The organism is Methyloparacoccus sp. NF-16, assembly GCF_056880625.1.
On sequence record NZ_CP174130.1, the window covers coordinates 3,125,319 to 3,143,050 of the forward strand.

At 66.3% G+C, this 17,732-nt stretch carries 22 protein-coding genes; 17 read left to right on the forward strand and 5 right to left on the reverse strand.

Annotated elements, in window-relative coordinates; genetic code table 11:
- Positions 1–8 precede the first annotated feature (8 nt).
- Positions 9–608 carry an LOG family protein gene (locus ACH5N8_RS14815; RefSeq protein ID WP_460026460.1) on the reverse strand — a complete coding sequence of 200 codons (600 nt, stop codon included), beginning with the start codon at positions 606–608 and terminating at the stop codon, positions 9–11.
- A gap of 75 nt (positions 609–683) precedes the next feature.
- Here ACH5N8_RS14815 and ACH5N8_RS14820 point away from each other — a divergent pair, with 75 nt between their 5' ends.
- The 5 genes from ACH5N8_RS14820 (at position 684) to ACH5N8_RS14840 (ending at position 2,873) form a co-directional block, all read left to right on the forward strand.
- Positions 684–845, forward strand: coding sequence for a hypothetical protein (locus tag ACH5N8_RS14820; protein ID WP_460026459.1), 162 nt, complete (start codon positions 684–686; stop codon positions 843–845).
- Positions 842–1,450 carry a hypothetical protein gene (locus ACH5N8_RS14825; RefSeq protein WP_483281881.1) on the forward strand — a complete coding sequence of 203 codons (609 nt, stop codon included), beginning with the start codon at positions 842–844 and terminating at the stop codon, positions 1,448–1,450. The genes ACH5N8_RS14820 and ACH5N8_RS14825 overlap by 4 nt, the downstream gene beginning before the upstream one ends.
- 269 nt (positions 1,451–1,719) lie before the next feature.
- A complete protein-coding gene (locus tag ACH5N8_RS14830) occupies positions 1,720–1,896 on the forward strand; it encodes a hypothetical protein (protein WP_460026457.1) in 177 nt (58 codons plus the stop codon).
- A 22-nt stretch (positions 1,897–1,918) separates the two neighbouring features.
- Entirely contained in the window at positions 1,919–2,299 is a 381-nt protein-coding gene (locus tag ACH5N8_RS14835; protein ID WP_460026456.1) for a hypothetical protein, read from the forward strand.
- A gap of 220 nt (positions 2,300–2,519) precedes the next feature.
- On the forward strand, positions 2,520–2,873 hold the full coding sequence (locus ACH5N8_RS14840; RefSeq protein ID WP_483281882.1) for a hypothetical protein: 354 nt from the start codon (positions 2,520–2,522) through the stop codon (positions 2,871–2,873).
- 20 nt (positions 2,874–2,893) lie between these two features.
- Here the strand turns inward: ACH5N8_RS14840 and ACH5N8_RS14845 are convergent, their stop codons facing one another.
- On the reverse strand, positions 2,894–6,541 hold the full coding sequence (locus ACH5N8_RS14845) for a hydantoinase B/oxoprolinase family protein (protein WP_483281883.1): 3,648 nt from the start codon (positions 6,539–6,541) through the stop codon (positions 2,894–2,896).
- Positions 6,542–6,649: 108 nt separating this feature from the next.
- Here ACH5N8_RS14845 and iscR point away from each other — a divergent pair, with 108 nt between their 5' ends.
- Genes iscR through ACH5N8_RS14860 form a run of 3 tightly spaced genes read left to right on the forward strand, consistent with a single transcriptional unit; the run spans position 6,650 to position 8,639 of the window.
- Entirely contained in the window at positions 6,650–7,135 is a 486-nt protein-coding gene (gene iscR / locus ACH5N8_RS14850) for a Fe-S cluster assembly transcriptional regulator IscR (RefSeq protein ID WP_460026453.1), read from the forward strand.
- A gap of 10 nt (positions 7,136–7,145) precedes the next feature.
- Entirely contained in the window at positions 7,146–8,264 is a 1,119-nt protein-coding gene (locus ACH5N8_RS14855; protein ID WP_483281884.1) for a cysteine desulfurase family protein, read from the forward strand.
- Between the two features lie 51 nt (positions 8,265–8,315).
- Entirely contained in the window at positions 8,316–8,639 is a 324-nt protein-coding gene (locus ACH5N8_RS14860) for a HesB/IscA family protein (RefSeq protein ID WP_460026451.1), read from the forward strand.
- Between the two features lie 489 nt (positions 8,640–9,128).
- On the opposite strand, the gene ACH5N8_RS14865 is transcribed toward ACH5N8_RS14860, so the two are convergent.
- Positions 9,129–9,548: a CBS domain-containing protein gene (locus ACH5N8_RS14865; protein ID WP_483281885.1), complete on the reverse strand. Its 420-nt coding sequence runs from the start codon at positions 9,546–9,548 to the stop codon at positions 9,129–9,131.
- A gap of 277 nt (positions 9,549–9,825) precedes the next feature.
- Here ACH5N8_RS14865 and ACH5N8_RS14870 point away from each other — a divergent pair, with 277 nt between their 5' ends.
- Positions 9,826–10,395 carry a YbhB/YbcL family Raf kinase inhibitor-like protein gene (locus ACH5N8_RS14870; protein ID WP_483281886.1) on the forward strand — a complete coding sequence of 190 codons (570 nt, stop codon included), beginning with the start codon at positions 9,826–9,828 and terminating at the stop codon, positions 10,393–10,395.
- A 110-nt stretch (positions 10,396–10,505) separates the two neighbouring features.
- Positions 10,506–11,030, forward strand: coding sequence for a hypothetical protein (locus ACH5N8_RS14875; RefSeq protein ID WP_460026448.1), 525 nt, complete (start codon positions 10,506–10,508; stop codon positions 11,028–11,030).
- A gap of 58 nt (positions 11,031–11,088) precedes the next feature.
- Here the strand turns inward: ACH5N8_RS14875 and ACH5N8_RS14880 are convergent, their stop codons facing one another.
- A complete protein-coding gene (locus tag ACH5N8_RS14880; RefSeq protein ID WP_483281887.1) occupies positions 11,089–11,739 on the reverse strand; it encodes an RluA family pseudouridine synthase in 651 nt (216 codons plus the stop codon).
- 146 nt (positions 11,740–11,885) lie between these two features.
- On the opposite strand from ACH5N8_RS14880, the gene ACH5N8_RS14885 reads away from it, so the two are divergent.
- The 6 genes from ACH5N8_RS14885 to arsB all read left to right on the forward strand — a co-directional run bounded on the left by ACH5N8_RS14885 (position 11,886) and on the right by arsB (position 15,201).
- On the forward strand, positions 11,886–12,071 hold the full coding sequence (locus ACH5N8_RS14885; RefSeq protein WP_460026446.1) for a hypothetical protein: 186 nt from the start codon (positions 11,886–11,888) through the stop codon (positions 12,069–12,071).
- Positions 12,072–12,376: 305 nt separating this feature from the next.
- Positions 12,377–12,706, forward strand: a complete 330-nt coding sequence (locus tag ACH5N8_RS14890; RefSeq protein ID WP_483281888.1) for an ArsR/SmtB family transcription factor — start codon at positions 12,377–12,379, stop codon at positions 12,704–12,706.
- Positions 12,703–13,146, forward strand: a complete 444-nt coding sequence (locus tag ACH5N8_RS14895; RefSeq protein WP_483281889.1) for an ArsI/CadI family heavy metal resistance metalloenzyme — start codon at positions 12,703–12,705, stop codon at positions 13,144–13,146. The genes ACH5N8_RS14890 and ACH5N8_RS14895 overlap by 4 nt, the downstream gene beginning before the upstream one ends.
- Positions 13,143–13,634, forward strand: a complete 492-nt coding sequence (locus tag ACH5N8_RS14900) for an arsenate reductase ArsC (protein ID WP_483281890.1) — start codon at positions 13,143–13,145, stop codon at positions 13,632–13,634. The genes ACH5N8_RS14895 and ACH5N8_RS14900 overlap by 4 nt, the downstream gene beginning before the upstream one ends.
- Positions 13,635–13,651: 17 nt before the next feature.
- Positions 13,652–14,065: an arsenate reductase/protein-tyrosine-phosphatase family protein gene (locus ACH5N8_RS14905; protein WP_460026442.1), complete on the forward strand. Its 414-nt coding sequence runs from the start codon at positions 13,652–13,654 to the stop codon at positions 14,063–14,065.
- A 29-nt stretch (positions 14,066–14,094) separates the two neighbouring features.
- A complete protein-coding gene (arsB, locus tag ACH5N8_RS14910) occupies positions 14,095–15,201 on the forward strand; it encodes an ACR3 family arsenite efflux transporter (protein WP_483281891.1) in 1,107 nt (368 codons plus the stop codon).
- A 10-nt stretch (positions 15,202–15,211) separates the two neighbouring features.
- Here the strand turns inward: arsB and ACH5N8_RS14915 are convergent, their stop codons facing one another.
- A complete protein-coding gene (locus ACH5N8_RS14915) occupies positions 15,212–16,051 on the reverse strand; it encodes an SWIM zinc finger family protein (protein WP_460026440.1) in 840 nt (279 codons plus the stop codon).
- Between the two features lie 198 nt (positions 16,052–16,249).
- Here ACH5N8_RS14915 and nhaD point away from each other — a divergent pair, with 198 nt between their 5' ends.
- Positions 16,250–17,710 carry a sodium:proton antiporter NhaD gene (gene nhaD / locus ACH5N8_RS14920; RefSeq protein ID WP_483281892.1) on the forward strand — a complete coding sequence of 487 codons (1,461 nt, stop codon included), beginning with the start codon at positions 16,250–16,252 and terminating at the stop codon, positions 17,708–17,710.
- The last annotated feature ends 22 nt before the right edge of the window (positions 17,711–17,732 follow it).

Genomic DNA, 17,732 nt, shown 5'->3' on the forward strand with positions numbered 1-17,732 from the left:
GCCGGCCGCTAGAGCTCTTCCTCGCGGCTGATCCAGGCCCGGAAGCGCTGCGGTTCGTGCCGCGCCAGGGCGGCCAGCAGTGCGTCGGGCGTCGTTTCCGACAGCAGCAGCGCCCGGGCATCGGGGCGCAGGAAACCCTCGCTCAGGGCCCGGTCGCAGAGCCCGCGCAGCGGTTCGAAGTAGCCGTCCACATCGAGCAGTCCGACGGGCTTGCGATGAAAGCCGAGCTGCGCCCAGGTCAGGATCTCGAACAATTCCTCGAAAGTGCCGAAGCCGCCAGGCAGGGCGATGAAGCCGTCTGCCAGCTCGGCCATGCGTGCCTTGCGCGCGTGCATGGACTCGACGACCTCCAGCCGCGTCACACCTGTGTGTTCGACGGCCGCTCCCGCGACCTCGCGCCCGACCAGCGAGCGCGGTATCACGCCGATCACCTCGACGCCCGCCGCCAGGGCGGCATCGGCGACCGCCCCCATCAACCCGATGTTGCCGCCTCCATAGACCAGCCCGATGCCCCGTTGCCCCAGCTGCCGGCCGAGCGCCACGGCCGCCTCGCGGTAGCCGCCCCGGTGGCCCGGGCTGGAACCGCAGAAGACGCAGATACGCCGCAAATCAGGGTACGCGGGGGTAACGCATGTGCCGGGTGGAACCGTGGCCGGTGCTGGAATCATGCTCGCCAGCATACCATGCGCACACCGGCCCGGCAGGCCGGCCATCCCGCGCCAGTTCCGCCGCGTTTGTCGGTGGAAATGGGCTTCGCTATGCTCGCTGGCGGCGACCTGGCAAGCCGCCAGGTCGCGAAGCTTCACGCCCAAGCATTCACTTTCACCGCCGAGATCGACCGATGAGACGCATACCCGCACATACCGTGATTTGCCTGGCCAGCCTGCTGGCCGCCTGCGCCCAGAAAACCCTCTCGCCCACCACGTTCGCCTCACAGTACCAGCCGCAACTCGACAACGCCGATGTGGTGAAGCCGAAGAACTGCGCCACGGTGGCCGGGTTGGATGTGGAAAACGGCCTGCCGAATGCCGTGGTGGGAGAGCGGTCCCTGCAATCCCGGGCCGTACCCGCCCAGAACATCAGCATGACGGGCAACCTGGCGGCCTGGGTTCGCGCCGGGTCTGCCGAAATGCTGCGCCGCGCGACGCTCGATACGCATGACGCGAAGGGGCCACGCCTGCAGCTCCGGCTGGACGAGATGGCCGTGCACGAGAACGTCTACGTGAACTCCGGCTACGATGCCCGGGTAACGCTGGACGCCGCGCTGGTCAATGCCCGAGGCCAGGTCTGCTGGCACCAGTCGGTAACGGGCCAATCCAGCAATTACGGCGATTCCGGCGCAGCGGTGAACTATCAGGAGACCGTCAACCATGCACTGGACCGGGCCGTGATGTCGCTGGTGGCGGATCGGGGGTTCCAGGAGGCCGCCTGTCGCAGCTGCCGGGATTGAGCCTCCAGGCGGGTCTGGCGAGACGCTCGCCATGCCCCGCAGCAGCTTCCGCAACACGCCTCCCGAAACCCGCGCATGGCGTTCGTCACGCCGCCACCTCCTGCGTCCCCGGACGGCAGCTTGGGTATTTCTGCCTGCCGACGATCTGGTATTGACAGGAAATTACCCTCGCGCCTACAGTATCGACGCGGAACGTTTTGATGAAAAACCTCGGCATCATGGATGATGGTTCCGCCAACAGACAATAATTTGGACCGAAGGAGGAGAACATGACCCCAGCTGAAGAAACCGCCCCCGATCGTTTCTGGCTCTATGTCGCCGGCGCGACCATCGCCCTGGTCGGCGTGATCCTGATGGTGAAGCTGAGCGAGAACGAGAAATACGACCCCATCATCCAGCAGCAGAACGAGGAGATGGCCCGCATGAACATTCGTGTCGTGCAGTAAACAGTATCCACGGAGAATGTTCATGAAACTGAGACACATCCTTGCAAAAACCGGCTCTGCGGCCCTGTTGAGCGGCCTGCTGCTCGTGGCCGGACAGGCTGGTGCCGCCGAATACATGTTCCGCGACCTGCTCGGCAACACCCTGGCCCCCCAGAAGTGCGCGGCCGAGAGTGACGCCAAGACCAAGGCCACCGATAGCTACAACGTCGACAAGTACGTCAAGGTGTTCTGCGAAACCCAGGGCTACGGCTGGCACGTATCCGAGGTGAAGGACAACGGCAAGCTGATCTGCAACGAATGCGACGGCAAGTCCGGCAAGTATCAGTGCCATCTGGAAGACGTGCGGGTCACCTGCAAGCGCCTGAAACCCGGCTCGGTCGGGATGTTCCCCGGGGAAGGCTGATCCCGGGCCACGAGATGGGCCTGCCTGAGCACGTAGTGCCCATCTCCAGGCAGGTCCGCTTCGTCACGGTACGGGGACGCGATCGCGGTCCCGATTCCTTGCGGTTTTCTTTGCTACGATGAACCTGGGCCCCGCAATCGGGGCACGGGAGGCCGCCGAGAGGTGGCCGACATCGACCAGGGGAACATCCGACGTTCCCGCGACCAAAGGAGACCGAACCATGTGGAAAGCGTTGATGCTGGCAGTGGTTGCGGCGGGCCTTGCGGCTTGCAGCAACAAGCCCTACAAACCGCACGACTGGGCCATGGAAGTGCAGACCGCCGAGACGCGGGAAGCGCACAATCGGCTCGCCGACCACTACGAGGAAATTGCCCAGACCATGGATGCCGATGCCGCCGAGGAAAAGGCGATGCTCGATAAGTACATCGCGGCACCGCACAAGTACGGCAAGCAAATCCTCGATATCAAGGCCCGCTCGCAGGGCATGATCCACGACTTTGAGCTGGCCGCCGCCGAAAGCCGCAAGATGGCGAATTACCATCGCCAGTTGGCCAATGCCGGCGACAAGCCCTGAGGCCTGAAACGGCCATCGCCTCAAGTGCCCGTGGCGGGTGGCGAGCCAAATCCCCCGCCACCGGGCGTTTCGATCGACAGCCGGTCCCCGACCGCCACGAATACTTCCGCCCGCGGGCCCAGGATTTGCCGCGTCTGATCCGCCCGGATCATAACGTTGACGCCCGGCTGCCCCGGCAGACCACCCTCCAGTCCGAACGGCGCCGTCTGCCGACGACTGGACAGAATGCCAGCGGTCATCGGCGCCAGAAACAGAAACTCGCGGACGATGCCGTCGCCGCCCCGGTGCCGGCCTGGCCCGCCGCTGCCGCGCCGGATGGCGAAACGCACCACCCGGACCGGGAATCGCCACTCCAGGATCTCCGGATCGGTGATGCGCGAATTGGTCATGTGCGTCTGCACCGCATCGGCACCGTCGAAATCGGCACCCGCGCCGGAGCCGCCGCCTATCGTCTCGTAATACTGGTAGTCGGCATTGCCGAAGGTCAGGTTGTTCATCGTCCCCTGCGCCGCCGCCATCACGCCCAGGGCGCCGTACAAGGCATCGACGACCTGTTGCGAGGTTTCGACATTGCCCGCGACCACCGCCGCCGGCGGGCGGGGATTCAGCATCGAGCCGTCGGGCAAGCGAATGGCCAGTGGCCGCAGGCAACCGGCATTCAGCGGAATGTCGTCCGCGACCAGGGTACGGAACACGTACAGGACCGCCGCCCGGGTCACTGCCGCCGGCGCATTGACATTGTCGGCCTGCTGCGGCGACGTACCGGTGAAATCGATCAGGGCCGAGCGGTTGCGCGGATCGACACGGATTTCCACGCGGATCGCGGCGCCGGCATCCGTCCTCACCTCGCAACGTCCATCGCGCAGTCGGGTGATAGCGCGCCGGACGGACTCCTCGGCATGGTCGAGGACGTGATTCATGTAGGCACGCACTGTCGCCAGCGAATACGCCGCCACCAGCCGCCGCAGTCCGTTGGCACCGCGGGTATTGGCTGCCACCTGGGCGCGCAGGTCGGCGAGATTCTGCTCGGGGTTGCGGGCGGGACAGGGACCACCCGCCAGCCAGGCACGCACCTCCGGCTCCAGGAAGCGGCCATCGGCGACGATGCGGAGACCCTCGCTGAGCACGCCCTCGTCCCCGATCCGACAGCTGCCGGGCGGCATGGAACCGGGCGTGATGCCGCCAACATCCGCATGATGGCCACGGGCGGCGAGGTAGAACAGTATCCGCTCGCTGCTTTCGTCGAACACGGGCGTAATGACAGTGATGTCGGGGAGATGCGTTCCGCCATGATAGGGCGAGTTGACCAGCCAGGCATCGCCGGGCCGGAGGCTCTCGCGCCGGCTGTGGATCAGCGCCTCGACGCTGGCGCCCATCGAGCCCAGATGCACGGGGATGTGCGGCGCGTTGGCGATCAGCTCGCCGCGTTCGTTGAAGATCGCACAGGAAAAGTCCAGCCGCTCCTTGATGTTCACCGAGTGGGCCGTATTCTGCAGGGCGTAGCCCATTTCCTCGGCCAGCGACATGAACAGGCGATTGAAGATTTCCAGCCGGGCCGGATCCGGCGTCGTGTCGCCATAGGCGGCGACGTTGCCCGGATACCGGGACGTCAGCACCAGATCGCCCAGCGGCGTGATCTCGCCCACCCAGCCGGGCTCCACGATGGTGGTGGCAGTCGGCTCCAGCACGATCGCCGGCCCCTCCAGTCGCTGGCCGACCGCGAGGCCCGACCGCTGGTAGACCGGCGCCTCGTGGAAGCGATCGCCGCTGAACAGCCGCACCTGCGCCACGAGCCCCCCTGCTCCGCGATCCGTTGCCGGCATCTCGAATGCCGCCGTGACCGGCTCGCTCGCCACCACTTCCACCCCCAGGCGGTCGACGACCAGCGGCTTGTCGGGAGCGATGAAGCCGAATCGCTGCTGGTGACGCGCCTCGAACGCCTCGCGCATGGCGATGGCTGATGCGAAGGGCACCTCAAGCGCCGTGTCGGAGCCCGCGTAGCGCAGGCTGGCCTGTTTCAGGCAGGCCAGTCCGGCATCCGCCAGACCCTGGCTGGCCAGCTCATCGAGGCATGCCGCCTCGAGCGTCGCCAGCTCGGCGGCCAGGCGGGGTTCCAGCTGCGGTTCGAGCGTCCGAACGATGGCCCGCTCGCGCAGCACCCGATGATCGGCCAGTCCCATGCCATAGGCGGACAGCACCCCGGCCAGTGGATGCAGCAGAATGCGCCGCAGTCCCAGCCGTTCGGCGACCCGGCAGGCATGCTGCCCGGCCGCGGCGCCAAAACCGCACAGGGTGTAATCGCGGCCGAGATCATGGCCGCGCTGGACCGATATCCGCTTGATCGCCGCAGCCATGTGTTCCACCGCCACGGCCAGGAATCCCTCGGCGACGGCCTCGGGCAGGACCGCGCGGCCGGTATCCCGGCTGACGGCAGCCGCCAGCGTCTCAAACCCTGCCCGAACGCTCTCGACATCAAGCGGCTGCCGGCCATCGGGACCAAAAAGCCGCGGGAAGAATTCCGGCCTCAGCTTGCCGAGCATGACGTTGGCATCGGTCACCGTCAGCGGCCCGCCACGACGGTAACAGGCGGGCCCGGGACTGGCGCCGGCCGAGTCGGGCCCCGCGCGAAAGCGCAGGCCATCGTAGTGGAGCACAGAGCCCCCGCCAGCGGCCACCGCATGGATGTTCAGCATCGGCACGCGCAGGCGGATGCCCGCCACCCGGGTTTCCTCGGCGCGCTCCAGCTCACCCGCCCAGTGCGCGACATCGGTGGAGGTACCGCCCATGTCGAAGGTGACGATCCTGTCGAAGCCGGCCCGGCGGGCGGCTACCACCGCGCCGATGATGCCGCCGGCCGGCCCCGAAAGGATGCTGTCCTTGCCCTGGAAATGCCCGGCCTCGGCCAGCCCACCGTTGGATTGCATGAAGCGCAGGCGAGCAGGCTTGCCACGGATCGTCGCCTGCCGCAGACCGGCCAGGCCATTGGCCACCTGCGCCACATAGCGCCTGAGAATGGGGGAAAGATAGGCGTCCACCACCGTCGTGTCGCCCCGGCCGACGAGGCGGATGGCAGGGCTGCAACGGTGCGAGACCGAGACCTGATCGTAGCCGAGACGGCGGGCCAGGTCCTCCAGGGCAAGTTCGTGCGCGGGATTGCGCCAGGCATGCAGCAGCACGATGGCGAGCGAGCGATAGCCTTGCGCGAATGCCGCCCTGAGACCCGCCTCGGCGAGCGCCAGATCCAGGGGTTCGACCTCGCGGCCGGCGGCATCCAGCCGGCCGCGGATCTCGAGCACGTGTCCGTAGAGTGGCGCCGGCCGCTGGATGCGCAGCGCGAAGATGTCCGGCCGGCTCTGGTAACCGATCGCCAGGGCATCGCCGAAGCCATCGTTGATGGCCAGCACCGTGGCCGCACCCTGGCGTTCAAGCAGGGCGTTGGTGCCGACGGTCGTGCCCATGCGCACCGCCTGGATGACCGCCGCGGAATCCCGGGCATGGACGTCCAGGATATCAGCGATGCCCTGCAGCGCCGCGTCCCGGTAACGCTCCGGGTTTTCGGACAGGAGCTTGTGGGTCAGCAGGCGGCCATCGGGCCGACGGGCGACGATGTCCGTGAAGGTGCCGCCGCGATCGATCCAGAACTGCCAGCACGCATCGCCCGGACTCATGCGGGGCGGCAGGGGAAGGCGGGAACCATGAACGGCACAATAATTGACTATTTTGCTAGGATATGTGACGCTCCGAGCGAGTGGCTCACCCCTCAGAGGAGAACGTCCGTGCGCTTAACGACCAAAGGCCGCTATGCCGTCACCGCCATGCTGGACTTGGCCTATCATAGCGAAAAAAAACCCGTGACCCTGACCGACATCGCCAAGCGTCAGGAAATCTCTCTCTCCTACCTGGAGCAGCTGTTTTCCCGTCTGCGCCGCTACGGCATGGTCGAGGGCGTCCGTGGTCCGGGCGGTGGCTATCAGCTGAGCCGCCGGGCGGAACAGATCAGCATCGCCGAGATCATTTCCGCCGTGGATGAAACCATCGACTCCACACGCTGCGGCGGCAAGGCGAATTGCCAGAGCTCCCAGCCCTGCCTGACCCATGACCTGTGGATGGGGCTGAGCGACCAGATTCGCCAGTATCTCGACTCGATCAGCCTGCACGACGTACTGATGCGCAAGAGTGTTCGCCAGGTGGCCGAGCGGCAGGATCAGCAGGTCTCGGGCCAGCGGGTCGAACTGCCGTTGCAGCGGGGCATCCGCAGCTGATGCCCGACGCATGGTCTACCTCGACCACAATGCCACCACCCCGCTCGACGAGCGCGTCCTGCAAGCCATGCTGCCCTACCTGCGCGGCTGCTATGGCAATCCCTCTGGGCTCTATCGCCTGGGCCGGCTGAGCCGCGGGGCGATCGATACCGCGCGCGAACAGGTCGCCGCGCTGGTCGGCGCCAGCGCGGAGCAGGTCATCTTCACCAGCGGCGGTACCGAGGCCAACAACCTGGCCATCAAAGGCCTGGCCGCCACGCTGGGGCGGGGCACGGTGATCGCGGGCGCGACCGAACACCCCGCCGTAGCGGAACCGCTCGCGCACCTAGCCGGACATGGCTGGACCGTGCGCACCCTGGCGGTGACGCGGGACGGTCTGCCGGAGGCGGACAGCTACTCGATTTTCCGGGAAGAACCACCGATTTTCGGCACGCTCATGCTGGCCAACAACGAGACCGGCGTGATCCTGGATACCGCCCCCCTCGCCGCGATCCTGCGGTCTGGCGGCGCCTGCCTGCATGTCGATGCGGTACAGGCGGCCGGCAAGATTCCGCTGGATTTCGCCGCCACCGGCGCCCATACCCTGACGTTGTCCTCGCACAAGCTGTATGGCCCCAAAGGCGTGGGCGCACTGGTTGTCGAACGCGGCGTCCCGCTCGAGCCGCTGCTGCATGGCGGCGGACAGGAACGGGGCCTGCGCGGCGGCACCGAAAATGTGGCGGGAATCGTGGGTTTCGGCAAAGCGGCGGAACTGGCACGGCTGGAACTGGACGAGCGTGGCCAGCAAACCCGCCGGCTGCGCAAGCACCTGGAGCAGGGCTTGAAATCCCTGCCGGGGCTGACCATTTTCGCGGCACAAGCGCCACGGTTGCCCAACACCGTGCAGTTCAGCCTGGCGGGCTATCAGGGCGAATCCCTGGTCATGCATCTGGACCGGCGCGGCTTCGCGGTTTCCAGCGGTTCCGCCTGCGCCAGCGGCGGCAACGAACCCAGCCCGGTGCTGACCGCCATGGGGGTGGATGCCGAAACCGCCCTGGGCGCCGTCCGCATCAGCCTGGGTCACGGCAATCGTGCGGAGGACGTGGACCGGTTGCTGGACGCCCTTCGCGACCTTTTACCCACTCAGTGAATCGTCCGCGGTACCCGACCCGACGATTCCTCACACATCAAGGAGGTCATCATGTCCATTACGCTTACCGAAAGCGCGGCCCGACAGGTTGCCAAGCAGCTGCAGAAACGCGGCACCGGGCTGGGCCTGCGCCTCGGCGTCAAGAAGTCCGGTTGCACGGGGTTTGCCTATGTCGTCGACTATGCCGACGCCGCCGGGGACGAGGATGAAATCTTCGAGCAGCATGGCGTCAAGGTCGTGGTTCACCGGGATACCCTGCCCTACCTCGATGGCATGACGGTCGATTTCCGCCGCGAGGGCATCAGTGAGGCATTCAGATTCGACAACCCCAACGTCAAGGCGGAGTGCGGTTGTGGGGAAAGCTTCGCGGTATAGTGGCCGCCGAGAGGGACAAGGGCGGGATTCGGGCAAAATCCGGCGGAAACGGGCGAAAACGCCGCCTGGCCGGAACGGCAGGATTCTGGCAGGGACTAGCTCGCACGGTAGTGGTGGAGTGACTGCCGGGCTGATGTACGGGGGACACATGAGCACGGGGTGTGCGAGCTAGTGGCGTAAAGGTAGCCCCCCGGGCCAAGACTGTCAACAAGTATTGATTCAATACATTCCTGCCCGTCCTGATCTTTCCCGTTCCGGATCCTGCCCGGGGGACTTGACTGCCCTCTCCAGCCAGCAATCCAAAACAGGCCAGGGCCTCGCCTGACGGCACGCATGTTGACGTAGGACATGAGGCCCCTCCATCAGGGCGGGGCTCTTGTGTTGTCCGCCGCGATCACCCCGGCTCACGCGCCGGGGGAGGGGCGGCCGATACGCGCCCATCAACGCGGATGAACGAGCCGGTATCGGCCAGCCCTCGCAGAATCACCTTCAATACTGATCGTTCAGGTAGCGGATCAGGTCGGTCGACGTCACGATACCGGCCAGCTGGTCGTCTGCATCAACCACCGGCAACGAGTGGAATTCACCCTTGGCCAGCAATTCCGACGCCTCCCGCACGCTCGCGGTGACGGGCAGGGTCACCAGCCGCGTGGACATGATCGCCCGGATGTCGAACTGTTGGTCGATGATCGTATCGATGGTCCGCTCGTCGGCACCGCTGATCACGAAGTTCAGCTTCATCATGTCGGTGAAGCTCACCAGACCCACCAGTTTTCTGCCCTCCAACACCGGAACATGATGAATGTTCCCCTCCGCCATGAGGTGGCGGACTTCACTGAGCTTCTGGCCTGCCTGAATGGCAACGACATCGGAGGACATGATCTTGGCGATCGGTTCGTTTTTCTTCATGGAGACTCGTCTATGGGTGGATGGGATGAAATCGGCGCCCCGGCGGCAAAGACATCCGTCTCGCCCTGCCCGCTTGCGCCTCAGTCATTCTTTAGCCCATCACGAGCGAGGGCACAAAAGGCGGTGATGGAAAAAATGCCCCGGCGAGACGGCCCGGGCACTGCGCCGAATGCCATGCCGAGACGGCGGCGGGGCCGTCATCGCCAGCCGGAAATGCAGTAAATTCCTCTCCAGACGCAGCATCGAATCCCGACCACGAACCACAGGGAGCCCCGTCATGATCGATCCGCACACGCATCCCGGTCTTCGGACCGCCGGACAGGCCGCTCTCCTGACCGGGTTCCTCCTGGCAACCCCGAGCTTCGGAGCCAACACCCCGCAATTGACCTCCACCGCCTTCCTCGACCAGGGCGACATCCCCGTCCTCCATACCTGCGAGGGGCACGATCTCTCGCCACCGTTGCAGTGGCAGGGTATCCCAGGCGGCACGCAAAGTCTGGCGCTGATCGTCGAGGATCCGGATGCCCCGGACCCGGCCGCCCCCCGGATGACCTGGGTGCACTGGGTGCTCTACAACTTGCCGGTCTCGACCGGAGGGCTGGCGGAAGCCCTCACCGCAGCCACCCTGCCGGCGGGGGCACGCGAAGGGCTGAACGACTGGCAGCGTACCGGCTACGGCGGTCCCTGCCCACCCATCGGCCGGCACCGCTATTTCCACACGCTCTATGCCTTGGATACGGTCTTGCCCGACCTGCACCATCCCAGCAAGGCGGCGCTCGCAAAGGCGATGGCAGGGCATGTTCTCGGGGTAGCCACCTTGGTCGGAACCTACCGGAAAAGCCGCTGAACCCGTCTTCCAACCGCCCATGGTGATAGCAATGGAATCGGCCTGTTGTCGCCGCGCAGGACGCCCCGAGCATCCGCCATCGTCCCGTTCCAGACCCGTGAGAGAGCCCCATGAACAGAAACAACACCGCCGGCCAGCGCCGGTCACCCGTCCTGGCCAGCCTGCTGGCCGGCGCGAGCCTGCTGCTCGCGGGCGCCAACCCGGCGCATGCGCAGAGAGAGCGCAGCGTTACGGTATTCCACCAGGGCGTAGCCATGACCTACGTGCCGGTGAATCGCGCAGGCCCCGCCGCACTGGGCGATCTGCGGGTCGCCAAGGCCCAGCTGACCGACCGGAGGGGCGCGAAGATCGGCGAAATGCACGGCACGCTGACCACCACGGCCATGGATACACCCAGGCCGGGCGATGAAATCCGCCAGGCGAACCTGGTGTTCCAGATCGGACGCGAACAGGACCAGATCGTCGTTGGCGGCCAGAGCCGCTACCCCGCCGACAGCGCCACCATCGGCGCGGACAGCAGCGCCATCCGTCCCATCCTGGGCGGAGCGGGCCGCTTTGCCGGTGCGCATGGCTGGGCCAGAACCTTCCATTTCGCAGACGGCGCCTGGAAGCATGTCTTCCATCTGCGCCCGTGATGAGCTCACCACAGCGCTCGTCGCTTTCCAGGGAAACGGGCAACCGGAAGAACCTGCCTCAGAACGGGCAGGGCGAGCGGAAGACCAGCGGCTCGCCGCTGGCCGGGTGGGCAAAACCGAGCGCACAGGCATGCAGGCGCAGGCGCCCGACCGAGTGCGGATCGCCGTAGATGGGATCACCCAGGATCGGGTGGCCCAGGGCCGCGAGATGCACCCGCAGCTGATGCGACCTCCCGGTCCGCGGCCTGAGCTCGAGCCGACACCAACCATCGTGACTGTCCAGGCGCCGCCATTCGGTATGGCAAGGCTTGCCGCAAGGATCGGTCCGGTAGCGGGGCGGCCGGTCGCCGCACTTGACCAGTGGCAGCCTGATCGCGCCCTGCGATCGTCCGGGAACACCGACGACATCGGCACAATAGACCTTGTCGATCCGGCGCTCGGCGAACAGGCGGCTCAAGGCCCGATGGAGTACGGGATCATGGGCCAGCAGCAACAGACCCGACGTATCGCGATCAAGCCGGTGCACCAACTGTAGCGTCGGCCAATACCGGCGCAGGCGGGTCAGCAGGGAATCGGCCAGATCGGGGCCACGCCCGGGCTGGCAGAGCAGTCCCGAAGGCTTGTCGGCAACGATCAGGCCGCCCCCGACGTAGCGCACGCAGGGCGGCATGCCGGGCAGGATGGCGGTGACTGCCGGCACCACGCTCATGGCGCGACGGCATCGCGCGGCAACACCCCCTGACGGCTTACCGTCCGGGCAAAAGCTCCGGCACTCGCGGATTCATTCGACGCCCGGCAGGTCATAGCGCTCGACCGCAACAACATCCACCCTGATGCTCCGCCTGGAGAATCTCGATGAACCATATCCTGTCCTCACTGCTGATCATCATCCTGCTGGCCGTCGGCATCTATCTGCTGGCCGACCGCTGGCAGGACAGCGTACACATCTATGCCTCGGGCTGCGAAACGGAGTCGGGCACCGAGCTGCCCCGCGCGCTCTGCAAGGCGATCGTCAACTACCGCTACCAGAAGGACAATTGAGCGTCCGCGGCGGCATTGTCCACAAAATCTGTGGATAACGGTGTGGGCAATGCTGTGGATTGGCAGCATTCGCGGGAACCCCGTTGGATCGTCCAAAAATCCGACAGCGATATAAGCCATTGATTTCACGTTACATCAAGCTCGCCAGAAGACGGTGATCAGGAACAATCAGCCTCCTGGGCTGATTGTGAATAGTTGTCCCTCCAAACCGTTTTCCGGCCACCGCGCCGCCCCCCGGGTCCAGCCATCGCACCCCATCGGCATCGGCGCTTGCTTCATTTCTAAATTTCGAATATTGTTGAATTATGGAAACAGCAACCGTCCTTGCCACGCTCGCCGCCCTGGCCCAGGAAACCCGTCTGGCGATCTTTCGCCAGCTGGTGCAGGCCGGACCGGCGGGACTTACGGCGGGAAAAATCGCCGAACAGCTCGCCGTGCCGCCGTCCTCGCTGTCCTTCCACCTGAAGGAGCTCAGCCATGCCGGGCTGGTCGCCTCGCGACAGAGCGGCCGGTTTGTCATCTACTGCGCCGATTTCGCCACCATGCACGGCGTCATCGGCTACCTGAGCGAAAACTGCTGCGGTGGCGCGCCCTGCGCCCCCGACGCTTCCAAGCCCCCCGGGAGGCCGTCATGAAACGCCTGCATCTACATGTCTCCGTCGATAACCTGGCCGAGAGCATCGCCTTCTACTCCGCGCTGTTCGGCGCCGAACCCGGCGTCTGCAAGCCGGATTACGCCAAATGGCTGCTGGACGATCCGCGCGTCAACTTCGCCATCTCGGCGCGCGGCGCCAAGCCCGGCCTCGACCATCTCGGCATCCAGGTCGAGTCCGACGCCGAGCTGGAAGAGATCAACACGCGCCTGGCCGGGGCAGCCCTGCCGGTCACCGAACAACGGGGCACCGCCTGCTGTTACGCGACGTCCGACAAGTACTGGACCGTCGATCCCAGCGGGCTGCCCTGGGAAGCCTTCCGTTCACTGACCGCGATCCCGGTCTTCGGCAAGGCGCCGCGCGACCTCGGCCAAGCGTCCCCCGCGAGCTGCTGCGCGCCAAAGCAGGGAGACTGTCCATGAGCGCACGGCTCCACAACGTGCTGGTGCTCTGCACCGGCAACTCCTGCCGCAGCGTGATGGCAGAAGCCCTGCTGAACGCGCTCGGCCATGGCCGGGTAAGGGCCTATAGCGCCGGCAGCCATCCTCTTGGCCGCATCAACGACGACGCCCTGGCAACCCTGGCCCGGCATGGCCTGCCGACCGAGGGCTATCGCAGCCAGTCCTGGGAGGAATTCCGGGACACGCCGATCGACATCCTGATTTCCGTCTGCGACGCGGCGGGCGGCAAAGCCTGCCCGGCCTACCTGGGCACGGCGGTGCGGGGCCACTGGGGCGTCGCCGATCCCGGCCATGTGGAAGGCACCCCGGAGGCACGAATCGCCGCCTTCGATGCGACCTTTGCCACCCTGCAGCGGCGCGTCGAAGCCATGCTGTGTCTCCCGCTCGCCGAGCTGGACCGCGAAGCCCTGGGCGCGGAGCTGAATCGCATCGGCCGCGACATCCGCTGACGCCCCGCGAGGCGCCCATGAGCCTTGGCACGCCCCCCTATCGGGTCCTGCTCCTGTGCGCGGGCAACTCGGCGCGCAGCATCATGGCGGCAGCCCTGCTCAACCATCCGGGACAGGATCGCTTCATCGCGCGCAGCGCCGGCAGCCAGCCGACCGGCCGGGTCGATCGGCGCGCGCTGGCCACCCTGGCCCGGCACGGCATTCCGGTTCATGAGCCGCACCGCAAGCGCTGGGATGAATTCGCCACGCCCAGCGCCGCGGCGCTGGATTTCGTCATCACCGTCTGCGACAACGCGGCCGGAGAAATCTGTCCCGCCCAACTGGCCATCGCCCGGGCCTTTGCCATCCTGGAGCGGCGGGTCGGACGGCATCCCGGGGGACTCGCACGCCTGGCCCCGGAACAGGCCGTGCGATCGATCGGCCATCCGTGACCCGCACCAGAGCCCGGCGGAGGAACCCCATGTCCATCCAGGCAAAACCCGGGCAACCGCCGCAGAGCCGGATCGCGGCCCGGGCAGCGACCTCCCCGGCCAGACGCATGAGCGTTTTCGACCGCTACCTGACCCTCTGGGTGGGCCTGTGCATGCTGGCCGGGGTGCTGCTGGGCAGGCTGCTGCCGGAACCCGTCGCGGCACTGCGCGGGTTCGAACTCTCCCACATCAACCTGCCGCTCGCCGTCCTGATCTGGTTGATGATCTACCCGATGATGCTGAAGGTGGATTTCGCCGCGGTCATCGATGCCGGCCGCCATCCGCGCGGCCTGCTGATCACCCTGTTCGTCAACTGGCTGGTCAAGCCCTTCAGCATGGCGCTGCTGGGCTGGCTGTTCTTCAGGCAGCTGTTCCTGCCACTCATCGGGCCGGCAGCCGCCGACCAGTACATCGCCGGCGTGATCATCCTCGCCGCCGCGCCCTGCACCGCCATGGTGTTCGTATGGAGCTACCTGACCGACGGTGATCCCGGCTATACGCTGGTGCAGGTGGCGGTCAACGATCTCGTCATGCTGCTGGCCTTCGCGCCCATCGTCAGCTGGCTGGTCACTGGAGCGTCGGGCCTGGCCGTGCCCTTCGCAGTCCTGCTTCACTCGGTGCTGGTCTTCATCGTCGTCCCACTCGCGGCGGGGATCCTGACACGCCGCGCGTTGCTGAAGCGGAAGGGCAAGGACTGGTTCGAGCACCAGTTCCTGCCGCGCCTGCACCCTGTCGCCCTCGGCGCCTTGCTGCTGACCCTGGTGCTGATCTTCGCCTTCCAGGCCGACAACCTCGTTGGCCGCAGCTTCCATGTGGCCCTGATCGTCATCCCCATCCTGATCCAGGTCTACTTCAACGCCTCGCTGGTCTACGGACTGATGCGGCTGCTCCGCGTCCGCCATGCCGTCGCCGCACCCGGCGCGCTGATCGGCGCCAGCAACTTCTTCGAACTGGCCGTGGCCACCGCCATCACGCTGTACGGGCCGGAATCCGGCGCCGCGCTGGCAACGGTCGTGGGCGTGCTGGTGGAAGTGCCTGTCATGCTGTCGGTCTGCGCCGCCTGCAACCGGACCCGGGGATGGTTCGAGGCTGCCTGAGGCGGGCGGCCTACAGCCAATCCTTGCCCTTCTTGCGCACCTGCTCGTAGAAGGCATCCATGACATCGACGAAGGATTCGTCCTTGTCCCAGAACGGCGGATAATCGCCACCCTTGCGGATGAGGATGCCGGCCACGGCCGCGGTGGCCGGGGGCTCGACACCGGCCGGCAGCCGGCGCTGGCCGCGCCAGAATCCGTGGGGAGAAACCGCGGCGGGCAGGGGCTGGGCCAGCGGGCGGGTGAAAAAGCTGGCCGCCGCGACCGGCTCGGCGGGCGCCTCGTCCAGCGCAGCGGCCAGGGCCGTGCCCAGCGGCGTGGCCTTGAGCCGGCGGATCAGGTCGGCACGGGACAGGCCGCGCAACTCGAACAACAGGAAGGGATCCTGATCCAGGCGAGCCGCCAGCAGGAAGTACAGCGCGGCCACGTGCTTGCAGGGATTCTCGACATCCGGGCAGGAACAGCCGCTGCGGATTTCCCGGTGGCTTTCCGGCAGCAGGCTGACGCCCAGCCCGGCCAGCGGCCGCTCGATCTCGTCCGGCATCTCGTTGAAGAGCAGCCGCGAGATATAGCCGGCGCGGCTGCCGATCAACCCCAGCGCTTCATCCCAGGCGGCGTGCGGCACCGGCTCGAACTGTAGCCAGGTATCGTACACGGGCACCTCGTGCATGCCGTAATAGGGGTTGATCTTGCCGCGCACCCGCGCCTCGACGCGGGTACCCTTCACCGCCCACTGGTCGATCCGCTGCCCGCTCAGGTACTGGCGCCCGCGCACCAGCCGGCTCGGCTCGGTGTAGGTTTCCAGCACATGCAGGAAGCGCTCGCCCCACCAGGTTTTTCCCATTTTGTGCATGTCTGTTTCCCGGGCTGCGCGACCTTCCCCTGGCATGGGGAACAATTATGTATGCGAAACTATCTTTGTTGACTGATTCGGTCGGGAATCCGGACCCGCTGGCCGGCTGCTCCCGCCAGGATTGTATCCGACAGGCCACGGCGACTGCGCCCGTCCGCCGTGGTGTTCCCCCCCCAGAACACAAGACCAGGGACAACGATGGCACGCCTGTTACCTCTCACCGCATGGTGGCTCCTGCTGGCCGGATTCTCCCTGCCCGTCGCCGCCGAAACGGCAACCGAGACACCCGCCGTGGACCTGACCGGCCACGCGGTCGGCTGGTTTGCCCTGTCGGCCTTCGCCCTCGCCTATGTCGTGGTCGTGCTTGAGGAAGTCATCGAACTGCGCAAGTCGAAGCCGATGATGCTGGCGGCCGCACTGATCTGGGTGGCGATCGCCATCAGCTACAAGCTGCTGGGGCAACCCGAGGTCGCGACCCGGGCGGTACGCCATGTGGTGCTGGAATACAGCGAGCTGCTCCTGTTCCTGATCGTCTCCATCGCCTACGTCAACGCCATGGACGAACGCGGCGTGTTCAACAGCCTGCGCGCCTGGCTGATCAACCTCGGCTTCAGCTACCGGCAGCTGTTCTGGGTCACCGGTTTCCTGGCCTTCTTCATCTCCTCGGTATCGAACAACATGACCACCGCCATGCTCATGTGCGCGGTGGTGATGGCGGTCGGCAAGGACGATCCGCGCTTCGTCGGCATTGCCTGCGTCAACACGGTGGTCGCGGCCAACGCTGGCGGCGCCTTCTGCCCGTTCGGCGACATCACGACCCTGATGGTCTGGCAGAAGGGCATCCTGGACTTCTGGGCCTTCTTCGCCCTTTTCGTTCCGTCGCTGCTGAACTTCCTCATCCCGGCCGCGCTGATGCACTTCGCCGTTCCCAGGCGACGGCCGGCGCCCCTGGACACCCCGGTGACCCTGGAACGGGGCGCGCGACGCATCGTGCTGCTGTTCCTGCTGACCATCCTGACCGCCGTGCTGTTCGAGAACTATCTGAGCCTGCCGGCGGCGATCGGCATGATGGCCGGCTTCACCTACCTGCAATTCTTCTCCTATTTTATGCAGCTGACGCACCAGGAGGGCACGGACATGCCGGTCAGCCTGGGCGACACCGCGCATCACCCGGAACTGGAGACGACGACCACGGAGAAAGCCGGCGAGCGCGCGCCACGCTTCGACGTCTTTCACCAGCTGGCCTCGATGGAATGGGACACGCTGCTGTTCTTCTACGGCATCGTGCTCTGCGTCGGCGGCCTCAACTTCATCGGCTATCTGACGCTGGCCTCGCAGTTTCTCTACGGGGATCTCGGCGCCACCGGCGCCAACATCCTGGTTGGCCTGGTTTCGGCGCTGGTGGACAACATCCCGGTGATGTACGCCATCCTCTCCATGAATCCGGACATGTCGCATGGTCAATGGCTGCTGGTGACCCTGACCGCCGGCGTCGGCGGCAGCCTGCTGTCGGTCGGCTCGGCGGCCGGGGTGGCGCTGATGGGCCAGGCCAAGGGCGCCTACACCTTCCTCACCCACCTCCGCTGGGCGCCGGCCATCCTGCTGGGTTACGCCAGCGCCATCGGCGCGCATTTCCTCATCAACGCCGGCAGCTTCTGACTCCAGTTGCCCGGCTGCGCCG

Bases quoted from the DNA above. Each gene is read 5' to 3' on its own strand.
- ACH5N8_RS14820 (WP_460026459.1), top strand. From the start codon at position 684: ATGCGCACACCGGCCCGGCAGGCCGGCCATCCCGCGCCAGTTCCGCCG.
- ACH5N8_RS14825 (WP_483281881.1), top strand. From the start codon at position 842: ATGAGACGCATACCCGCACATACCGTGATTTGCCTGGCCAGCCTGCTG.
- ACH5N8_RS14830 (WP_460026457.1), top strand. From the start codon at position 1,720: ATGACCCCAGCTGAAGAAACCGCCCCCGATCGTTTCTGGCTCTATGTC.
- ACH5N8_RS14835 (WP_460026456.1), top strand. From the start codon at position 1,919: ATGAAACTGAGACACATCCTTGCAAAAACCGGCTCTGCGGCCCTGTTG.
- ACH5N8_RS14840 (WP_483281882.1), top strand. From the start codon at position 2,520: ATGTGGAAAGCGTTGATGCTGGCAGTGGTTGCGGCGGGCCTTGCGGCT.
- ACH5N8_RS14845 (WP_483281883.1), bottom strand. From the start codon at position 6,541: ATGAGTCCGGGCGATGCGTGCTGGCAGTTCTGGATCGATCGCGGCGGC.
- ACH5N8_RS14855 (WP_483281884.1), top strand. From the start codon at position 7,146: ATGGTCTACCTCGACCACAATGCCACCACCCCGCTCGACGAGCGCGTC.
- ACH5N8_RS14860 (WP_460026451.1), top strand. From the start codon at position 8,316: ATGTCCATTACGCTTACCGAAAGCGCGGCCCGACAGGTTGCCAAGCAG.
- ACH5N8_RS14865 (WP_483281885.1), bottom strand. From the start codon at position 9,548: ATGAAGAAAAACGAACCGATCGCCAAGATCATGTCCTCCGATGTCGTT.
- ACH5N8_RS14870 (WP_483281886.1), top strand. From the start codon at position 9,826: ATGATCGATCCGCACACGCATCCCGGTCTTCGGACCGCCGGACAGGCC.
- ACH5N8_RS14875 (WP_460026448.1), top strand. From the start codon at position 10,506: ATGAACAGAAACAACACCGCCGGCCAGCGCCGGTCACCCGTCCTGGCC.
- ACH5N8_RS14880 (WP_483281887.1), bottom strand. From the start codon at position 11,739: ATGAGCGTGGTGCCGGCAGTCACCGCCATCCTGCCCGGCATGCCGCCC.
- ACH5N8_RS14885 (WP_460026446.1), top strand. From the start codon at position 11,886: ATGAACCATATCCTGTCCTCACTGCTGATCATCATCCTGCTGGCCGTC.
- ACH5N8_RS14890 (WP_483281888.1), top strand. From the start codon at position 12,377: ATGGAAACAGCAACCGTCCTTGCCACGCTCGCCGCCCTGGCCCAGGAA.
- ACH5N8_RS14895 (WP_483281889.1), top strand. From the start codon at position 12,703: ATGAAACGCCTGCATCTACATGTCTCCGTCGATAACCTGGCCGAGAGC.
- ACH5N8_RS14900 (WP_483281890.1), top strand. From the start codon at position 13,143: ATGAGCGCACGGCTCCACAACGTGCTGGTGCTCTGCACCGGCAACTCC.
- ACH5N8_RS14905 (WP_460026442.1), top strand. From the start codon at position 13,652: ATGAGCCTTGGCACGCCCCCCTATCGGGTCCTGCTCCTGTGCGCGGGC.
- arsB (WP_483281891.1), top strand. From the start codon at position 14,095: ATGTCCATCCAGGCAAAACCCGGGCAACCGCCGCAGAGCCGGATCGCG.
- ACH5N8_RS14915 (WP_460026440.1), bottom strand. From the start codon at position 16,051: ATGCACAAAATGGGAAAAACCTGGTGGGGCGAGCGCTTCCTGCATGTG.
- nhaD (WP_483281892.1), top strand. From the start codon at position 16,250: ATGGCACGCCTGTTACCTCTCACCGCATGGTGGCTCCTGCTGGCCGGA.